Genomic DNA, 16913 nt, shown 5'->3' on the forward strand with positions numbered 1-16913 from the left:
TGCGGTCGCGGGGACGTTTCGGCCATGTCAGCTCACCACTCCGGTCATGACGGCGACGGGTACGGCGATGAAGCCCGCGGTCAGCACCAGGGCCAGCAGGTCGGCCGTCGTCCTCAACAGGCGGTCACGGGTGGCGCTGCCCGCGCCGAGGGTCTGCGCGGCGCTCCAGAAGCCGTGCCGGACGTGCAGGCCGAGGGCGAGCATCGCGACGATGTAGACGACGTTGCCGTACCAGGTGGAGAAGGTGTCCACGACGTTCTGGTACGGGCGGCCGGGCTGGAACCCGCCGGGGTGCACGGTGCCGGTGGTCAGGTCCAGGACGTGCCAGACGACGAAGAGGGCGAGGATGACTCCGCCCCAGCGCATCGTGCGGGTGGCGTAACTGGCGCGGGGCCGCTTGTGGACGTAACGGCTGGGGCGGGCGGCGAGGTCACGGCGACTGAGCTGGTACGCGCACACGCCGTGCAGCACGACGGCGACGACGAGGACCACCCGGACGATCCACAGGCCCCACTTCTCATGCAGCAGCGGCTCGCCCATGACGCGCAGCCAGTGTCCGTAGTCGTTGAAGGAGTCGGGCCCGAAGAAGATCTTCAGGTTGCCGTACATGTGCGCGACCAGATAGCCGAGCATGATCAGCCCGGTCAGGGCCATGACGGTCTTCTTGCCGATCGTCGATGCCCACAGGGTGCGGGTCAGGGACGGCCGTCGGTCCGTCCTCGTTGCCAGAGCCATGCACAGCACGGTAGGCCGCTGCCTCTCAGAGGTCCAAGACATGGTCCGGCTGATGTCCATAGCCGTCGCCTATCATGCAAGAGTGCAGTTCCAGCAGCTCCGCTACTTCGTGGCCGTCGCCGAGACCCGGCACTTCACCCGCGCCGCCGAACAGGTCCATGTCTCACAGCCGTCGCTGTCCCAGCAGGTCAGGGCGCTGGAACGGGAGTTGGGGGCGCGGTTGTTCAGCCGGGCGCGCGGCAATGTCGCCCTGACCGACGCCGGTGAAGCGCTGCTCCCCCTCGCCCGGCGGATCCTGGCGGACGCCGAGACGGCCCGGCTGGAGGTGGCCGAGCTGGTGCAGCTACGGCGCGGCCGGGTCAGGCTGGGGGCGCCGCCGAGCCTGTGCACCGGGCTGCTGCCGGAGGTCCTGCGCACGTTCCACGATCTGCACCCGGGCATCGAGCTGCTGATCGAGGAGAGCGGTTCGCACGACCTGGTGCGGGAGCTGGCGCGCGGCGCGCTGGACCTGGCGCTGGTGGTGATGCCGCTGCCGACCGCCTCGCCCGCGCTGACCACGGTGGAACTGCTGCACGAGGACCTGGTCGTGGTCTCCTCGGCGAGCGCGCCCGCGCTGCGGCGCCCGGTGCGGATCGCCGATCTGGAGGGGCAGCCCCTGGTGATGTTCCGGCACGGCTACGACCTGCGCGAGCTGACGGTGGCCGCGTGCCGGGCCGCGGGGTTCGAGCCGTCGTTCACCGTGGAGGGCGGCGAGATGGACGCGGTGCTCGGCTTCGTACGGGCCGGGCTGGGCGTGGCGGTCGTACCGAGCATGGTGGCGGCGCGGACGCGCGACCTGCGGGTCACCGCCCTCGCCCGCCCCGGCCTGAGCCGTACGATCGCGCTCGCCCACCGCAGCGACGTGGCACCACCGCGCGCCGCCCGCGAGTTGCAGAAGGTCCTGCTGGCCACGCGCCCGCCCGCGGGGGCGGCCCCGCCCGCGGGCGGCTGAGCGGGGGCGCCGGCCTCCTGCCGTCCGCCTCTCGGGCGCCCCGTCCGCCGGGTGCTGCGTGGCGGGCCAACCGGAACTGGCGGCCGTCGATGCCCGCCTGGCGTTGTTTCACGAGTGTCGACAGCAGCCGTCCAGGGGCGCCGGCCGCCGACTGGGCTCGAGGACTCTTTCGATGGTCTGGGGGTCGTCGGCGCCACGAAAAACAGCCACCGGACGGGCCTCGGGCCCGATGAGTACGCCGGTCCGCCCGTCGAGTGAGGCATCGGTGGCCGCGAAGACGGACGACGAGGCAGCCACTGACGCGAGGCCGACGGTGGCGCGTGTGAAGATCCGGCTCACCAGCGGCCACAGCAGGCGCAGTGGCGGAGAGACGGTCTCCGGTGAGGTCATGGTGCCGTCGGTCATGCTGGTGGCGGCGCCGCCGGGGTCGGCCGCGAAGACGGTGGCCCCGGTGCCGCGGAGGCGTTCAGCCAGGTCAGGAGTGTAGGCGAGGTTGGCGAGCTTGGCTCGGCGGGTGAACCTGTCCCGGGTGCCGGTGAACCGGCTGTCCACGCTGGCCCCCGCCACTCCGGTCCCACAGCAACCTACCCGCTCAGGCTCATGGGGCCGATGCTGACTGCGATGTGGTCGACGCTGGTGGCCCACTTGCGGTGGCCGCGGGATGGACCACCGCTCGGGGTGGCCCATCCCGCAGAGACGTGTCAGCGCCGGCGCAGCTCCGCGAGCATCAAAGTCGGGTCGTCCCCGGCCAGGTTCGCTCCGTTGGTCACATAGGCCCGATTCCCTCGAATGGCGACGGCCGTGGTGCCCTGCATGCCGTCTTCGGCGTCCAGCAGGGTCTCTTGGGCGCCGTTGGCACCCACCCGCACGAGCTTGCTGGTCTGGTTGATCGCGGCGAGGATCTCGGTGCCCCGACCGGTGAAGTCGAAGTCGTCGATGCCCTCCAGCCGCGTGGCCCGGACCGTGGCTCGGCCGGAACCGCCGTCCTTGGTCACCGGGATGCGCACGAGGGTGCCCTGGTCGGAGTTGCCGGCCCACACGGCGCCGTCGTGGATCTTCATACCGTTGGCACCGAAGAAGCCGTTGGGCGCCAGGGCCGGGTCCGCCGACCACACGGAGGCCTCGCCGCCGCGCAGCGGGGCCCGCCAGATGCGCCCGCCGGTGGAGTCGGTGACCAGGAAGCGGTCCCGCTTGCCGTCGATAACCAGTGCGTTCGGGAAGCTATCGGCAGGCAGCGGTACAACGAGCCGGGGCTCACCGGAGCGACGGACCTGCCAGATCCCGGTCAGCCCGCCCTGCCCGGAGGAGTAGAGGAAGTACACAGCGCCGCTGTCCGACCGGGCGACCCCGGTGACCCCGGGGGTCCCGACTACCGGGGTGGTGGTGCCGCCGCCCGGAGGTAGCGGCATGGTGGCGAGTAGCTGGACGGCTCCGTCCTTCGCGACCCGCACCACCTGGCGGGCGTGGATCATGCCGATGACCACGCCACCGTCGGGCTCCAAGGCGATGCTCTCGGCGACCTGGCCCGCGGCTCGATCGAAGTGGGCGAGGACGCGCACGTCGCCCAGACGGGTGCCGGCAGCGTGGTCGGGGTGCGTCGGAGAGGTGGCCAGGACCGCGGTGGGGGCGGGGGTCGCGGAAGCCGCGGGAGCCGCAGCGACTGCGGCGAGCAGGGCGGCGAGGCCGAGCATGGCGGCGCGCCGCCGCAGCCCGGTGGGCCGGTGAGGGGACATGGTCTTCCTTTCGGTCATGCGATGGAGATGGCCCTGGGCAGGACGGGCCGTTCGGCGGCAAGCACAGGACCGTCGGGCGCGTGCCGATGGTGGCGGGTCGGCCTGGGAGGTGTCGGTCCCGTCGGCGCTTCGCTGCGCGGGACGGGATGGAACGTTCCTGGTCGAGCACAGTCGGCAGCTCAAGCCGCGAGGCCACGGACGGCTGCAAGCGACGCCTGTAGGCAGCCCGCGGGGACACGTGCACCTGCTCGTAAGGGTGCGGCTGGGGGAACGAGCCGGTGAGGAAGCCTGCAAGTCGCACCACACGGTCGGCGAAGTCGTCCGATTGGTAGTTCGCGAGCCCCCGGCCGAGCACGGTCCGCGTCCACGGTTCCGGGCACGGCGCGGCCGACGCCGAGGTCGATCCGGCCCGGGTACCGGGCGGCGAGGGTGCCGAACTGCTCGGCGACGACGAGCGGAACGTGGTTGGGCAGCATGACCCCACCGGCGCCGACGCGGATTCGCGAGGCCGCCGCGGCGATGGCGCCGACCGTGATCGCGGGCGCGGAGCTGCCGACGCCGGGCGCGCCGTGGTGCTCGGCCATCCAGTAGCGGGCGTAGCCGAGACGTTCGGCGTGCCGCGCGAGCGCGATCGTGTCGGCGAACGCCGACTCAGGGGTGCGGCCGATGATCGTGGTGTCCAGCACGGAGAGCTGGACGGGTGGGATGACGGACACGGACGGACACGGTTCTCCTTCCACCTCACCATCGCGGACTGTATCGCACAGTACAAAAGATCCTGCGGCAGACTGTATCAGTGAGTACAGAATCTCTGTACCGTGAAGTGCAAAATATGGAGGAGGCTCCATGGGGCTCACACCGTCCACCGCACGGGGTCGCGCGACCCGGAAACGCATCCTTGACGCGGCAGCAGACCTCATCCAGCGGCGTGGCGTCGCGGCGGTGACGCTGGACGATGTCGAACGCGCCGCGGGGGTCGGCCGCAGCCAGCTCTACCACTACTTCGACGACCGCGACGACCTCGTCCGCTCTGTGGTGCATTCCACCGTGGACACGGTGCTGGCCGCGCAGGAACCGTTGCTCCTGAAGGTTGACTCGCTGGCCGGCATCGACCGCTGGTTCGACGCGATTGTGGCCAACGGAACGCGGCAGGACGCGGTGGGCGGCTGCCCGATCGGCTCGTTGGCCAGCCAGCTCAGCGGTCGGGACGACCTCGCCCGCCAGGCGTTCGTGGACGCCTTCGCGCGCTGGGAGGCCCCCCTCATCGCCGGCCTGCACCGGATGCAGGAGTCCGGCGAGCTGCGCTCGGACGTGGACGTGACGGAGCTGGCCGACCTCACCATGGCCGCGATTCAGGGCGGCCTCCTACTGGCCCAGGTCCGCCGCACACCAGACCAGCTCCGTCTCGCCCTGCGTGGCGCGCGCGCGGCGCTGGAGGACGCGCTTACCCACGGCGTGCGCTGTCCCCGGAGCGCACCGCATGTTGCACACCACACAGCAAGCGGCGCATGACCTCGGCATCGACACAGTTTCTGATCGCACCGGTCAGACGGGCGCGATCCAGCAGGCCGGTGACCGCCTCGTCGAGCTCGGCCATCATTTCCGAGGCCTGCGAGCCGACGCCGCCCGCGGACTCCAGGACGGCCGCGAAGTCCGGGGCGTCGAGCATGAGGTCAAGCGCGAAGCGCAGCAGACAGCGCAGGCCCGCGAACGGGTCTTCGGCGGCGACCGCGGCCTGCGCCTCTTCGATCAGTTTCCCGGAAGCGTTCCTCCGAGAGCGCCTCAACCAGCGCATGACGGTTGGGGAAGTGCCGGTAGACCGTCCCGACGCCCACCCCGGTAAGCCGGGCGATGGCGTTCAGCTCTCGGCCGCGGCCGGAGCCGCGGCCGACCCAGCCGTCAGTTCACAGCGACGGCCCCGCGTCCGCCAGGGACAGCGCGTGCAGCCGCTCCGGCGGGCCCGGTCTCGCGTAGTACCAGCCCTGCGCCGTGTCGCAGCCCAGTTGGCGCAGCTGTTCCGCCTGCGCCCCGGTCTCCACGCCCTCCACCGTCACGGCCAGCTCGAGGCTGTGCGCCAGCGAGACGATCCCCTCTACGATCTTCAGGTCGACCGGGTCGGCGGGGTGCCGCTGCATGCCCTGGGTGAACGAACGGTCCAGCTTGAGCACGCTCACCGGCAGCCTGCGCAGATTGGCCAGGTTGGAGTAGCCGGTGCCGAAGTCGTCCAGCGCTATGTCCACGCCCATCTCGGACAGCTGCCGCAACGGCTTGAGCAGGTCCTCGTCCGCGCCGATGAGCGCCGACTCGGTGACCTCGAGGCAGAGCGATCCTGGCGGCAGGCCGACCCGGTCCAGCACCTCGACGGTGTCGCCCACGAGTCCGGGATGGTGCAGCTGGGTGGGCGAGAGGTTGACATTGATCCGCAGCGGTCCGGCCGCACCGCCCGCCCTGGCCGCACCGCCCGCCGCAGCCGAGCCACGGGCACCATCCGCACCCCCCGCGCCACCCGCACCACCCGACAGTTGCTCGTGCCACGCCATCGCCTGCCGTACGGACTGCTCCAGCACCCAGCGCCCGAGCGGCACGATCAGCCCGGTGTGCTCGGCGAGCGGGATGAACCGGTCCGGGCCGAGCACCCCGTGCTGCGGGTGGCACCAGCGCACCAGCGCCTCCGCGCCGTGCACGGAGCCGTCGTCCAGGTGCACCAGCGGCTGGTACTCGATGAAGAACTCGCCGCGCTCCAGGGCCGCCGGCAGCGCCGTCGTCAGTCCGTGCCGGGTGATGGCGCGGGCATCGGCCTCGGCGTCGGCCAGCTCGTAGCGGTTGCCGCCCGCCGCCTTGGCCCGGTACATGGTGATGTCCGCGCTGCGCAGCACCTCGGCCGCGCTGCGGTCGGCGGCCCGGCCCTCCACGATGCCGATGCTGCCGCGCACGGTGAAGTCGCGCCCGTCGACCGTCACCGGCGTGGACAGCGCCCCGAGGATCCGGGAGGCGAGTTCGGTGACGCCGCTCTGGGTCGCCGGGCCGGTGATCAGCGCCACGAACTCGTCGCCGCCGAGCCGGGCCACCATCTCCCCCGGTGCGGTCGCGCAGCTCTGGAGCCGGTCCGCGACCTCGACCAGGAGCCGGTCGCCCGCGGAGTGGCCGAGGCTGTCGTTGATCGCCTTGAAGCCGTCGAGATCGAGGTAGCACAGACCGAACCGGGAATCGTCACCGGCGGAGAGGGTCTTCTCCAGCCGTTCGGAGAACAGCGACCTGTTGGGCAGCCCCGTCAGGGCGTCGTGCGTGGCCTCGTAGCGCAGCCGCAGGTTGAGCAGCCGACGCTCGGTGGTGTCCTCCATCAGCGCCAGCTGGTACTGCGGGGCGCCGTCCGCGTCGCGGAGCAGGGAGACCGTCAGGTTGGTCCACAGGACCGTGCCGTCATTGCGGTAGTACGCCTTCTCGACGCGGTAGTGCTCGCGCTCGCCGCGGACGAGTTCGTCGTAGAGCCGCCAGACGTGGGAGACGTCCTCGGGGTGGACCCAGTCGCGTACGTTCCGGCTGAGGACATGGTGTTCGAGCCCGCCGAACATCTTGGTGAGGGTGTCGTTGACCTCGAGGACGTTGCCGTCGAGGTCGGCGATGCTGATCCCGATGGCCGCGCCCTCGAACACGGCGCGGAACCGGGCCTCGGTGGCGTGCAGGGCCTCCTCGGCGGCGCTGCGCGCGCGCAGCGCGGAGCGGGCGATGGCCTCCTGTTCGCAGAGCGTGCGCTCGCGCAGGGCCTGGGCGAATCCGGCGGCCAGGGAGTGCTGGAGGCGGGCGCAGCGGGCCCGGGCGTCCTCCGCGGTGAGGTCTTCCGTACCGCGGTACAGCACCAGGTAGGAGTCGATGACGCCGAGCGTACGGCTGAGGACGTCGGGGTCGGTGCAGTTCGCCGTGATCAGCGCGGTTCCGACGCCCGCCGCGGGCGCGGGGTCGAAGGGGCGCGCGTGCAGCGCGTCGGCCAGCTCCTGGGCGAGGGGGGCGAGATACGTCTCGAACTCGGGGCGCGTCATGGACATCGCTGTCGCCGGGTAGATCGCCCGGCTCCAGATCGTCGTGAAACGCCTGAGTCTGTCCTCCGGGTTGTCCTGATCGGTGCCGGATCCCGGGGTCCGGTGCGGCGGGGTCACGGTTTGCGCCCCACTCCGCCGAAGCCCACGAAGGCATAGGGGTCCTCTTGTGCGTCGGGCTGGTCGGGCCGCCAGTCCGGCATGGCCACCAGTCCGGGCGCGACCAGCGTGAACCCGTCGAAGAACCGGGTGATCTCCTCGCGCGCGCGCATCACCAGCGGGTTGCCCAGGGAGCGGTAGACACCGGTCATTCCCGCCACGCGCTCCGGCGGCTCGGGGACGCCGTGGGGCGAGGCATGGGTGACGACGAGCAGGCTGCCCGGCGCGAGCGCGTCGCGCAGTTCGGCCACCGCCCGGTACGGCTCGTCCTCGTCCTGGACGAAATGCAGGACGGCGACGAGCAGCAGCGCCACCGGCCGCTCCAGGTCGAGCAGTCCGGCGGCCTCCGGGCTGTCCAGGATCTTCCGCGGCTCGCGGAGATCGCCGCTCGTGGCCGAGGCGTACGCGTTGCCGTCGAGAACGGCCTGGCTGTGCTCGACGGCGACCGGGTCGTGATCGACGTAGAGGACCCGGTTCATGGGAGAACCGTCCTGCGCGACTTCATGAACATTGCCGAAACTCGGTATGCCGCAGCCGATGTCGAGGAACTGGGTGATGCCTTCCGTCCGTGCGAATTTCACCGCGCGGCGCATGAACGCGCGGTTCGCTTTCGTGATCACGGGAAGGCCAGGCAGGAACTCCATCGCCCGGCGCGCGGCGTCCCTGTCCACCTCGAAATTGCGCGAACCGCCCAGGTAGTAGTCGTAAATGCGGGAAACGCTCGGCACCGAGATGTCGATGCCCGGCGGGGCCCAGGCGGGACGCTCCATCGATGTCTCCAACAAGTCGCCACGGTTCACGGCCGTCTGAACGACCGGCTGTTCGAGCCGAGGCTACTGATCGTCCGCCAAGAGAGCGAGCCCAAACGGAAATTAGAGATCCGTTCTTGGTCACACGCCTACGGCACATGCGGCCGGTCCGCCGCCATCCCACGGGAGCGGATGACGGCGGACCGGCGGGCCGAAGCGGGGGCGTGGGGACTACTCGGCCGCCTCGACCAGCTTGTTGTCCGGGGTGACCGCGAACCAGGTGCCGCCGACGCCCTGGCCATTGGTGTCGCCCGGCTTCTTGTCACCCGCGAAGGTGTAGATCGGGGAGCAGTCGAGAGTCTGCTGCTTGATTCCGTCGGGCCGGTCGAAGGTCACGGCGCCCTTTGTGGTGACGCCGTCGAAATCGGCCTTGTTCACGGGCGCGACCACGGGCCACTTGTCGAGGCACTCACCGGTGCAGGCGGTCTTCATCGGCCAGGCGGAGTCCTTGGTGAACCGGTAGACCGTCATGCCCTTGGAGTCGACCACGATCTCGCCGAGCTTGGGGTCGTTGCGGACCGACAGGCCCGCGTTGCTCACCTCGGAGGCGGAGCCCGAAGCGGTCGCCTTCTTGCCGTCGGGCGCGGAGGCGTACCATGTGCCGCCCACACCCTGGCCGTTGGCGTCCCCGGGCTTGGTGTCCTTGACGTACCGGTACATCGGCCAGCCGTCGATGGTGAGCTGCTTGGTGCCGTCGGGCCGGGTCACCTCGCCCAGCAGCGCGGCGTCGGTGCCGGTGGGGGCCTTGGCGTCGCCGGCCTCGACGATCGGCCAGGTCTTCGCGCAGTCGCCCTCACAGTTGGACTTCGGGGGCTTCGGGGTGTCCTTGTCGAAGCGGTAGAGCGTGAAGCCCTCGCTGTCGGTGAGGACTTCGCCGAGCTTGGCGTCCTCCGTGACGGCGAGCTGGCCGGCCGGCTTGGCCTCCGCCGGAGCGCCGCCGGCGGGGGCACCGGCGCCCGAGCCGGCTGCCGCGCCGGTCCCGCCGCCCGTGTACCCCGTACCGCTGCCCGCCGCACCCGGCTGGCCCGCCGGATTGGCCACGCCGACGGACTGTCCGTTGGTGTTGGTTCCCTGTTCCTGACCGCACGCCGTCGTCAGGGCCAGGACGGCCACCGCGGTCACCGCGAGCGAGGCGTTCCGCCAGGTGTTCATGTCAACTCCCGTGAGATGTAAGGCAGTTGGTGCACCGGAGTGCGCCGTTCATGGCCTTAAGTACGCGGCGGGCGCGGGTCCGTGTTCAACGCGACCGAAAAAATCTTCTGGCACTTTCACGCCGCCGCCCCAGAGCCCCCAACTGCCCCACAAGTGGCATCTGATCGAGTCTTGCCACAGCTCACCGTCCTCCAATTACCTCCATTCGGGGGAATCCTGAGCACTTTCCGCATGGTGTGGCCTGATCAGGTCCAAGCTCCTGCCCGTGTACGGATCGCTCGTCGCGCGGCTGTTGACCGTCGCCGCCCTCATATCGCTGTCGGCCGTGCCCACGGCCGCCTCGGCGCACACGTGCGCCCATGCCTCGATCGGTCCCGGCGGTTCGTTGGCGGCCGTCGCCGTGGCGGGTGGCCGCCACTGCCCGCCGCCGCCCCGGCCGACCCCTACGCCGCCGGAGCCGCCGGCGCCCCCGTCGCCGCCACCTCCTCCGGAGCCGCCCGACCCGCCCGAACCACCGAAACCACCACCGCCACCCAAACCTCCCGAGCCTCCCGCGCCGCCGCGGCCGACTCCCACGCCCCGGCCGACGCAGGCACCCGTCGTCGTGCCGGAGCCGCCGCACACCGCCCGACCGGCTCCACCACCGCCCCGGACACCCGCGGTGGTACGGCCTGCGGCACCGCGGCCACCGGCCACGCCGGCACCGAGCCGCAGCACGCCACCGCCGACTCCGTCCGTACGCCCGGCCCCGTCCGAGGTGGCCCTGCCCGCGTACCGCAAGACGGTCCGCAAGCAGCCCCGGCGGCACGCCTCCCCCGTCATCCTGATGCTCCTGATCACGGCGCCCGCCGTGCTCGCCGCGGCCGTGCTGCGCCCCCGTTCCCGCTGACCGACGGAGACACCCATGTCGGAATGGCTCGTTCTGAGCATCGCTCTGGCCGCGGTCTGCGCGGTCGTCCTCACCATCATCGTCGTCAACCAGCGCCGCGTCGAAGCGGACGACGACCCCGCCGAGACCCCGGACGTCATGGACTACATGACGATGATGATCGGGGTGGTCTACGCGATCGTGCTGGGCCTCGCGATCGCCGGGGTCTGGGAGGCCCGTGGCTCGGCCCAGGACTCCGTGCGGCAGGAGGCACAGGCCCTGCACGAGGTACGGGAGCGCGTCCAGGTCTATCCGGCCGAGGTCCGCGACCGGATCCGTGCCGATGTCGACGCGTACGTCTCGCACGTGGTGCGCACCGAGTGGCCGCACATGTCCGAGCACGAGGAACTCACGCCGAAGGGCACGCGGCTGATGGACACGATCCGCCGCGACGTCACCCAGTACTCGCCCCGGACCGATCTGGAGGGCCACGCGTACCAGCCGCTGGTCGACCAGGTGGCCACGGCCGACGCCGCCCGGACGGCGCGCGGGGAGAACGCGGGCCCGACGATGCCCGGCGTCGTCTGGTTCGGCCTCACCATCGGCGCCGCGGCCACGGTGGGCATGATCTTCATCCTCCAGATCCGCCGCACCGGCCGGGAGTTGCTGCTGGCGGGCATGTTCAGCGTCCTGATCGCCTTCCTGCTCTTCCTGATCTGGGACTTCGACGCACCGTACGGCCGAGGGATCGGGGCGACCACGGAACCGTTCCTCGCCCTCTTCCCGCACGCCGCGGGATGACCGCCTGAGCCCGAAGCGCCGACCGACACGGGTGCCCCCCGCTCAGGGGACACCCGTGCCCCATTCGCCCGCCAGCGATCGCGGGTGTGGTAGAGCGCTTCTAGCGTTTCGGACATCGAGGACGCACACCCGCCCTTCGCGGACGACGGTTCCGCACGGGATGCTCCTCACCGGACCGGAGGCCGAGCATGCGTGTGATACGGGCGATGTCCGCCGCTCTGCTGACCGTGGGCGTGTTCGCCCTCACCGCTCCCCCGGCGGGCGCGGCGGCGGCCGGCGGTGCGTCGTTCCGGGGCGCCGTCTCCCCCGCGACGGTCGCGCCGGGCGGCCGGGTGACGCTCTCCGTCACCGGCTGCGCCGCCTCGGCCACCGCGTCCGCCGCGGTCTTCGACACCGTCACCGTCCCGGCCGGCCGCAGCGCCGCCGCGACGGTCGACTGGGACGCGAAACCCGGTTCGGTGCACACGGTGACCTTCACGTGCGCGGGCGCGCGCAGCACGGCGCGCCTCACCATCGCGGGAGCCGCTCGCACCGCGGCGGCCACGACGGCTCCGACGGCCGCCTCCACCTCGCTCACGCCCGTAGGGGTACGGGGCGGTCTGGGCGGCAGCATGGGCGGCGGGAGCGCCGTGCAGACGGCCACCGGTGCGGGGCTGGTCGTGGTGGCGATCACCGGCGGCGTGTACGCGGTGCGGCGGCGCGCAGCCGTCCGCGCGCACTGAACCGGGCGGGCCGGCCGGAACGACGAGAACGAAAGCGCACAACCTGTCCGCGAAGGCGCACACCCTGTCGCCCCGAGCCCTCCTCGAAGGCTCGGGGCGACAGGCGTCCGCGTGCTCGGATGCCCTCGGCCGGGAGGCGGTCGGCCGGTCAGATCCGCACACCGCTCAGGCGCCGTCGGCGGGCGAGGAACACCGACCCGCCGACGGCCGCCGTGGCGACGAGCACCCCGCCGAAGGCCATCTCGGTCGAACTGGGCCCGACCGAACCGCCGAGGCCGCCCAGCGCACCGCGTCCGGCGAGCACCTCGAACTGGGCGGTCGCCACGCGGTTGCCGTCACCGCCCCGGTTGCCGTCACCGCCCCGGTTGAAGTCACCGCCCCGGTCGCCGTCGCCGCCGCACCGGACGGCAAGGTTGTAGCGGCCCGGCGTGGCGTTGTCGTAGACACGCGCCACGGCTCGGCCGCGCCCGCCCGTGTGCGACGACAAGTGCGTCGTCGGGAACGCGTTGGAGGTGACAGTGCCTCCTTGGCCGCAGCCGTCGGCGGTGATCACGAGCCGGCCCCCCTGGTGGACCGAGAACGGATCGACGGTGACATTGCTGGGTCCCTGGTTGCCGGGGCCGCCGTGCGGGACGGTGGCGCCGGCCGACGGGGCGGCGAGCGCCAAGGCCGCGCAGGCGGCCGCGGTCACCGCGAGAGCGCGTGAAGCACGCATCGTTGAACCTCCCGTGGAAGACGCCCCGAAGCGGCGCCCCGGGAAATTCGACGAGTACGCCTTCCATGACGAACCCTCACCGGGTGAACCTTTCGTCGCATGTCGGCACTCGTCCACACCGGTGAGGCGACACGCCGACGCCGGGGCGCTCGCGCCTGACGGAGCCGCAGGTCACGGGCCGTCAGGAGGTGTGTGATCGTGATTGCCCGGACGGATGAGCCCGCCCGTGGCCGCGCCACCCGTTCGCCCGCCTGTGATCGCCACCGGGGCGGACCGCACTTAGCGTGCCCCCAGAGGCGCCCACGAAGGGAGAACCATGGGCCCGTACCACGACGGCCCGGAGTACAGAAGGAAACGCTCACCCTGGGGCGTTCTCACTCTTGTCATGCTCACGGGTATCGCGCTGATGCGGAACGGGGTGGACACACCCCTCGGACCGCCCCAGCCGGCGGCGGCCGCCGCGCTGGACGCCCCGACGGATCCGGCGGCGGACGCCAGGATTGCCGTCCCCGCGGTCGAGCCGCTGCCGTACGCCCCGATGGCCCGGGTGCGCATTCCGGCGATCAGGGTCGACGCGCCGGTGGTGGACGTGGCGCTCGACCCGGACGGCTGGATCGCGGCGCCGCCCGCCCGGGATCCGAACCTGGCCGGCTGGTACCAGAACGGCATCGCCCCCGGGCAGCGCGGCACCGCGGTGGTCGTCGGGCATGTCGACAACCACACCGGTCCCGCGGTCTTCTACGGGCTCGGTTCGCTGGAGAAGGGACAGCACGTCGAGGTGGACCGCTTCGACGGGCGCACGGCGGTGTTCGAGGTCTACGGCGTCGAGGTCTACGCCAAGAACGACTTCCCGGCGCCGCAGGTCTACGGCGACACCGGTCATCCGGAGCTACGGGTGATCACGTGCGGGGGCGGCTACGCGAAGGGCAGCGGGTACGCCGGCAACGTCGTCGTCTTCGCCCGGCTGGTCAGGACCGCCTGACGCGGGGCGGGGCGGTACTCGGTCCCGGCCGGGCGCCGCACATCGCCGGCCGGGCGGCGCCCGGTGCCGGCCCTCGGCCGTACCCCACCGGCCGTAGCGGCGTCGGCCCTGCCCTGCCCCGCCCCGACGACACCGCACAGCCCGCTCAGCGGCGCCCTCAGCGGCGCGGTACGGCGATCCGGTAACCCGCCTGCCGCAGCAGTGGCAGATAGGCTCGCAACGCCGCCACGCTCTGGCTGCGGTCGCCGCCCGCGTCGTGCGAGAGGACGACGGTGCCGGGGACCGCCCCGTCCACCACCCGGGCGATGATCCGGTCGGCCACGGGCGGCGGTTCGGTCCAGTCCAGGCTGTCCAGACTCCACCCGAGCGGCTCCATGCCCAGCTCGGCGCCCAGCTCGAAGGCGTGCCGGTTCCAGGCGCCGTAGGGCGCGCGGTACCACAGGGGCGGGGTGCCGAGCACCCGCTCCACGACCTCGCTGGTACGCCCCATCTCCGCGCGGATGCCGGAGCGGGTGAGCGTCGTCATCAGCGGGTGGGACCAGGAGTGGTTGCCGATGACATGGCCGTCACCGGCCGCCTCCCGGAGCAGGTCGCGATGGACGTCGGCCATCTCACCGCAGACGAAGAACATCGCGCGGACGTCGTACTCGCGCAGTGTGCGCAGGATGTCGGGCGTGTACAGCGGATCCGGTCCGTCGTCGAAGGTGAGGACCACGCTGTTGCCCAGTTCGGGGAGGTCGAGGAACGGCCGGGAGCGCACCGGGGGCGCGGGCCTGCGCAGTTCCTCGGCGACGTCCGCCGCCATGGGATCCAGCCGGTACGCGGACGGCCGGAGACGCTGTCCGGCCCTGGACGCCCCCGCTCCCGGTGCCCCGGCCCCGGCCGCCGCCCGGCCCGCGGTGTCCCCCCGGCCCGGGGCCTGGGCGGTTCCCGCGACGAGGAACCGGCCGGCGAAGGCGGCACCGAGGCAGGCGGCGACCCGCAGCACGGCACGACGCCCCGGAACCATCTGATCCTTTTTCATGATTAATGGCTCGCACGGTAGACGTCGGCATGCCTCCCCGCACCACCGGTCGCCCCGGGAAAGCACCCGATGGGGTGAGGCGCGGCCGACGGCCGACGGGTCGCGCCCTCCACCCCGTACGGTCGGGCGGCCGACGGCGTACGGCCGGGCCTGGTGGGTATCGGCGCAGCTCAGCAGCGGGGGGAGGGCACCGCGCGGCCGGCCCGGGGGAGCCGATACGCTGCCTGCCGTGACCGAGCAGCAGCCCACTTCATTCGAACGCGGGACCGACGGACCGAAGGTGATCGTCGTCGGCGTGGACGGTTCGCAGTCCTCGCTGCGCGCCGCGGCGTACGCCGGCGGCCTGGCCCGGCGGCAGAAAGCCCTGCTCGCCATCGTCTACGTGCAGCCGGTGCTCTCGGCGAGCGCCGCCCTCGGGGCCCCGGTCGCCGACACGACCGAGCAGATCGCCGAGGGGCTGATGGCCGAGATCCACGGGGCCATGGACCGGGTCAAGGATGTCTGGGACGTCCGCTGGGAGTTCCACACCTTCCACGGGGACCCCTACAACGGGCTGGTCACCGCGGCTGACGAACTCAAGGCGGACGCCGTGGTGGTCGGGGCCTCGGAGTCGGCGGGACACCGGTTCGTCGGTTCGGTCGCGGTGCGGCTGGTGAAGGCGGGCCGCTGGCCGGTGACGGTCGTCCCCTAGCGTGCGCTTCGCGCGGTCGCGCGCCGGTGGAGGTGTCAGTCGACCGTCATCAGACCGTCCACCGCCGCGCCACGGCTGAGCACCGCCTCCGTGATCCCGTCGCGCACCTCGCGGTAGTCGTCGCGGCCGGGATCCTCACGGACGGCCTCCGGCAGATCGATCACGCGCCCGATGTCCAGGTCCCACATCTGCGGGACGAACTCCGCCTTCGTCACCGGCCAGCGCTCCCCCTCGGTCTCGGGCGCGGTGAACGTGAAGCGTCCGATCGAGCCCTGGTTGCCGCGCCCGTCCAGCTCGCCGTCGTCGTTGGTCATGGTCCCGGCGATCTGGTCGCCCATGCCGTAGACCACCCAGGTCCCGTTGACCATCTCGTACGCCTGGGGAACATGGGCATGGGTGCCGATGATCAGGTCGATGTCGGGCCGGTCCCCGGTGCGTGACCCCGTGAGCTTCCTGGCCAGGCTCAGCTGGTCGTCGTCCGGCTCCGTCTGCCACTCGGTGCCCCAGTGCATGCTCACCACGACGACGTCGGCGCCGGCCTTCCGGGCGGCCCGCGCGTCCGCGACGATCTTCTTCTCGTCGGTCAGGTTCACCGCCCACGGCCGGCCCTCGGGGAACGGCTTGTCGTTGGTGCCGAAGGTGTAGGCGAGTTGGGCGACCGTGGCACCGCCCGCCGTCATCAGCGCGGGCCGGGCCGACTCGGCTGCCGTACGGGCCGAGCCCACGTGCTTGAGGCCCGCCTTGTCGAAGGCGTCCAGGGTGCGGCGGATACCCTCCGCACCATCGTCGAGGCTGTGGTTGGAGGCGGTGGAGCAGGAGTCGTAGCCGGTCTCCCGCAGACCGGCGGCGACCTCGGGCGGTGAGGTGAAGTCCGGATAGCCGGAGTAGGAGCCGCCCTCCTCGCCGTACACGGTCTCCATGTGGCAGATCGCCACGTCCGCGCCGGAGACCACCGGCTTCACAGCGGCGAGCATGGGGGCGAAGTCGTAACCGTCGCCGCCCGCGTCGAGGTTCGCCCGGCGGATGACGGAGTCGTGGGGCAGCACATCGCCCGAGGCGACGAGCGTGAATCCGCGCCGCGCCTCGGGCCCGGCCGCCGGGGAGACCGCGAGCCGGCCGCCGGCCGCCCGGTCGGAGCCCGCGCAGGCCGCCGCTGTTCCGATGAGCAGGACCACGGCGGCCACCACTCCCTGTCTCATACGTGTGGTCATCGAGAAGGCTCCGATTTCAGGCGAATACCGTCCCGATGAATCCATATAGTCGCATAAAAGGATGTCAAGCCACCAAGCCGACCATTCCCTTCGTATGGCCTGAACAGCCCCGTGGGACCGTTCATCGCACCGCTCGTCGCAGTGAGCGACCGTTCGTCGCAGAGCCGTGCGCGCCACCTGTCCCCCGGCGCCGTCCTGCGTTCGGATACCGCCAGGGCCGGTCCGGAGGATCTTCACGGCACCGGCCCGGCGACGACGATCGCGCCGCGACAGCGACAGCGACAGC

17 protein-coding genes and 1 pseudogene are annotated in these 16913 nt (G+C 71.9%); 7 read left to right on the top strand and 11 right to left on the bottom strand.

The window, feature by feature from the left end; all coding sequences use genetic code 11:
- Positions 1-27: 27 nt before the first annotated feature.
- Positions 28-735 (bottom strand): succinate dehydrogenase, encoded by a 708-nt coding sequence (locus tag ACU6P3_RS02490; protein ID WP_447195704.1) that lies wholly within the window; start codon positions 733-735, stop codon positions 28-30.
- Positions 736-817: 82 nt separating this feature from the next.
- On the opposite strand from ACU6P3_RS02490, the gene ACU6P3_RS02495 reads away from it, so the two are divergent.
- On the top strand, positions 818-1726 hold the full coding sequence (locus ACU6P3_RS02495; RefSeq protein WP_447195705.1) for a LysR family transcriptional regulator: 909 nt from the start codon (positions 818-820) through the stop codon (positions 1724-1726).
- Between the two features lie 108 nt (positions 1727-1834).
- On the opposite strand, the pseudogene ACU6P3_RS02500 reads toward ACU6P3_RS02495, so the two are convergent.
- From ACU6P3_RS02500 to ACU6P3_RS02510, 3 genes and pseudogenes are all read right to left on the bottom strand, one after another.
- Positions 1835-2236, bottom strand: a pseudogene (locus ACU6P3_RS02500) (SDR family NAD(P)-dependent oxidoreductase); the annotation flags it as partial.
- 191 nt (positions 2237-2427) lie between these two features.
- On the bottom strand, positions 2428-3459 hold the full coding sequence (locus ACU6P3_RS02505) for a hypothetical protein (protein WP_447195706.1): 1032 nt from the start codon (positions 3457-3459) through the stop codon (positions 2428-2430).
- 179 nt (positions 3460-3638) lie between these two features.
- The gene (locus ACU6P3_RS02510; protein ID WP_447195707.1) at positions 3639-4175 is read right to left on the bottom strand and encodes an MsnO8 family LLM class oxidoreductase; all 537 of its coding nucleotides are present in this window, start codon (positions 4173-4175) and stop codon (positions 3639-3641) included.
- 130 nt (positions 4176-4305) lie between these two features.
- On the opposite strand from ACU6P3_RS02510, the gene ACU6P3_RS02515 reads away from it, so the two are divergent.
- The gene (locus tag ACU6P3_RS02515; RefSeq protein WP_447195708.1) at positions 4306-4971 is read left to right on the top strand and encodes a TetR/AcrR family transcriptional regulator; all 666 of its coding nucleotides are present in this window, start codon (positions 4306-4308) and stop codon (positions 4969-4971) included.
- Here the strand turns inward: ACU6P3_RS02515 and ACU6P3_RS02520 are convergent.
- From ACU6P3_RS02520 to ACU6P3_RS02535, 4 genes are all read right to left on the bottom strand, one after another.
- Positions 4904-5254: a hypothetical protein gene (locus ACU6P3_RS02520; RefSeq protein ID WP_447198200.1), complete on the bottom strand. Its 351-nt coding sequence runs from the start codon at positions 5252-5254 to the stop codon at positions 4904-4906. The two genes, ACU6P3_RS02515 and ACU6P3_RS02520, sit on opposite strands and share 68 nt — an antisense overlap.
- A 109-nt stretch (positions 5255-5363) precedes the next feature.
- A complete protein-coding gene (locus tag ACU6P3_RS02525; RefSeq protein ID WP_447195709.1) occupies positions 5364-7613 on the bottom strand; it encodes a putative bifunctional diguanylate cyclase/phosphodiesterase in 2250 nt (749 codons plus the stop codon).
- Positions 7610-8422, bottom strand: a complete 813-nt coding sequence (locus tag ACU6P3_RS02530; RefSeq protein WP_447198186.1) for an SAM-dependent methyltransferase — start codon at positions 8420-8422, stop codon at positions 7610-7612. Before ACU6P3_RS02530 ends, ACU6P3_RS02525 begins: the two co-directional genes overlap by 4 nt.
- A 210-nt stretch (positions 8423-8632) precedes the next feature.
- Positions 8633-9613, bottom strand: a complete 981-nt coding sequence (locus ACU6P3_RS02535; RefSeq protein WP_447195710.1) for an SCO0930 family lipoprotein — start codon at positions 9611-9613, stop codon at positions 8633-8635.
- A gap of 757 nt (positions 9614-10370) precedes the next feature.
- Here ACU6P3_RS02535 and ACU6P3_RS02540 point away from each other — a divergent pair.
- The 3 genes from ACU6P3_RS02540 (at position 10371) to ACU6P3_RS02550 (ending at position 12004) form a co-directional block, all read left to right on the top strand.
- Complete coding sequence (locus ACU6P3_RS02540) at positions 10371-10502, top strand: hypothetical protein (RefSeq protein WP_037802527.1); 132 nt, start codon at positions 10371-10373, stop codon at positions 10500-10502.
- A gap of 15 nt (positions 10503-10517) precedes the next feature.
- Complete coding sequence (locus tag ACU6P3_RS02545) at positions 10518-11282, top strand: bestrophin-like domain (RefSeq protein WP_447195711.1); 765 nt, start codon at positions 10518-10520, stop codon at positions 11280-11282.
- A 188-nt stretch (positions 11283-11470) separates the two neighbouring features.
- Positions 11471-12004, top strand: coding sequence for a hypothetical protein (locus ACU6P3_RS02550; protein ID WP_447195712.1), 534 nt, complete (start codon positions 11471-11473; stop codon positions 12002-12004).
- A 148-nt stretch (positions 12005-12152) separates the two neighbouring features.
- Here ACU6P3_RS02550 and ACU6P3_RS02555 read toward each other — a convergent pair whose 3' ends face one another.
- Positions 12153-12719 carry a hypothetical protein gene (locus ACU6P3_RS02555; protein WP_447195713.1) on the bottom strand — a complete coding sequence of 189 codons (567 nt, stop codon included), beginning with the start codon at positions 12717-12719 and terminating at the stop codon, positions 12153-12155.
- Between the two features lie 316 nt (positions 12720-13035).
- On the opposite strand from ACU6P3_RS02555, the gene ACU6P3_RS02560 reads away from it, so the two are divergent.
- Positions 13036-13701 (top strand): class F sortase, encoded by a 666-nt coding sequence (locus tag ACU6P3_RS02560; RefSeq protein ID WP_447195714.1) that lies wholly within the window; start codon positions 13036-13038, stop codon positions 13699-13701.
- Between the two features lie 157 nt (positions 13702-13858).
- On the opposite strand, the gene ACU6P3_RS02565 is transcribed toward ACU6P3_RS02560, so the two are convergent.
- Positions 13859-14725, bottom strand: a complete 867-nt coding sequence (locus tag ACU6P3_RS02565; RefSeq protein ID WP_447195715.1) for a polysaccharide deacetylase family protein — start codon at positions 14723-14725, stop codon at positions 13859-13861.
- Between the two features lie 229 nt (positions 14726-14954).
- Here ACU6P3_RS02565 and ACU6P3_RS02570 point away from each other — a divergent pair, with 229 nt between their 5' ends.
- Positions 14955-15416, top strand: a complete 462-nt coding sequence (locus ACU6P3_RS02570) for a universal stress protein (protein WP_030743631.1) — start codon at positions 14955-14957, stop codon at positions 15414-15416.
- Between the two features lie 35 nt (positions 15417-15451).
- Here ACU6P3_RS02570 and ACU6P3_RS02575 read toward each other — a convergent pair whose 3' ends face one another.
- Complete coding sequence (locus ACU6P3_RS02575) at positions 15452-16627, bottom strand: CapA family protein (RefSeq protein ID WP_447195716.1); 1176 nt, start codon at positions 16625-16627, stop codon at positions 15452-15454.
- Positions 16628-16913: the final 286 nt, after the last annotated feature.

The organism is Streptomyces hebeiensis (assembly GCF_052983195.1).

Coding starts and splice junctions, on each gene's coding strand:
- ACU6P3_RS02530 (WP_447198186.1), bottom strand. CDS start 8,422: ATGGAGCGTCCCGCCTGGGCCCCGCCGGGCATCGACATCTCGGTGCCG.
- ACU6P3_RS02560 (WP_447195714.1), top strand. CDS start 13,036: ATGGGCCCGTACCACGACGGCCCGGAGTACAGAAGGAAACGCTCACCC.
- ACU6P3_RS02555 (WP_447195713.1), bottom strand. CDS start 12,719: ATGCGTGCTTCACGCGCTCTCGCGGTGACCGCGGCCGCCTGCGCGGCC.
- ACU6P3_RS02545 (WP_447195711.1), top strand. CDS start 10,518: ATGTCGGAATGGCTCGTTCTGAGCATCGCTCTGGCCGCGGTCTGCGCG.
- ACU6P3_RS02575 (WP_447195716.1), bottom strand. CDS start 16,627: ATGACCACACGTATGAGACAGGGAGTGGTGGCCGCCGTGGTCCTGCTC.
- ACU6P3_RS02535 (WP_447195710.1), bottom strand. CDS start 9,613: ATGAACACCTGGCGGAACGCCTCGCTCGCGGTGACCGCGGTGGCCGTC.
- ACU6P3_RS02490 (WP_447195704.1), bottom strand. CDS start 735: ATGGCTCTGGCAACGAGGACGGACCGACGGCCGTCCCTGACCCGCACC.
- ACU6P3_RS02550 (WP_447195712.1), top strand. CDS start 11,471: ATGCGTGTGATACGGGCGATGTCCGCCGCTCTGCTGACCGTGGGCGTG.
- ACU6P3_RS02565 (WP_447195715.1), bottom strand. CDS start 14,725: ATGAAAAAGGATCAGATGGTTCCGGGGCGTCGTGCCGTGCTGCGGGTC.
- ACU6P3_RS02505 (WP_447195706.1), bottom strand. CDS start 3,459: ATGTCCCCTCACCGGCCCACCGGGCTGCGGCGGCGCGCCGCCATGCTC.
- ACU6P3_RS02520 (WP_447198200.1), bottom strand. CDS start 5,254: ATGCGCTGGTTGAGGCGCTCTCGGAGGAACGCTTCCGGGAAACTGATC.
- ACU6P3_RS02515 (WP_447195708.1), top strand. CDS start 4,306: ATGGGGCTCACACCGTCCACCGCACGGGGTCGCGCGACCCGGAAACGC.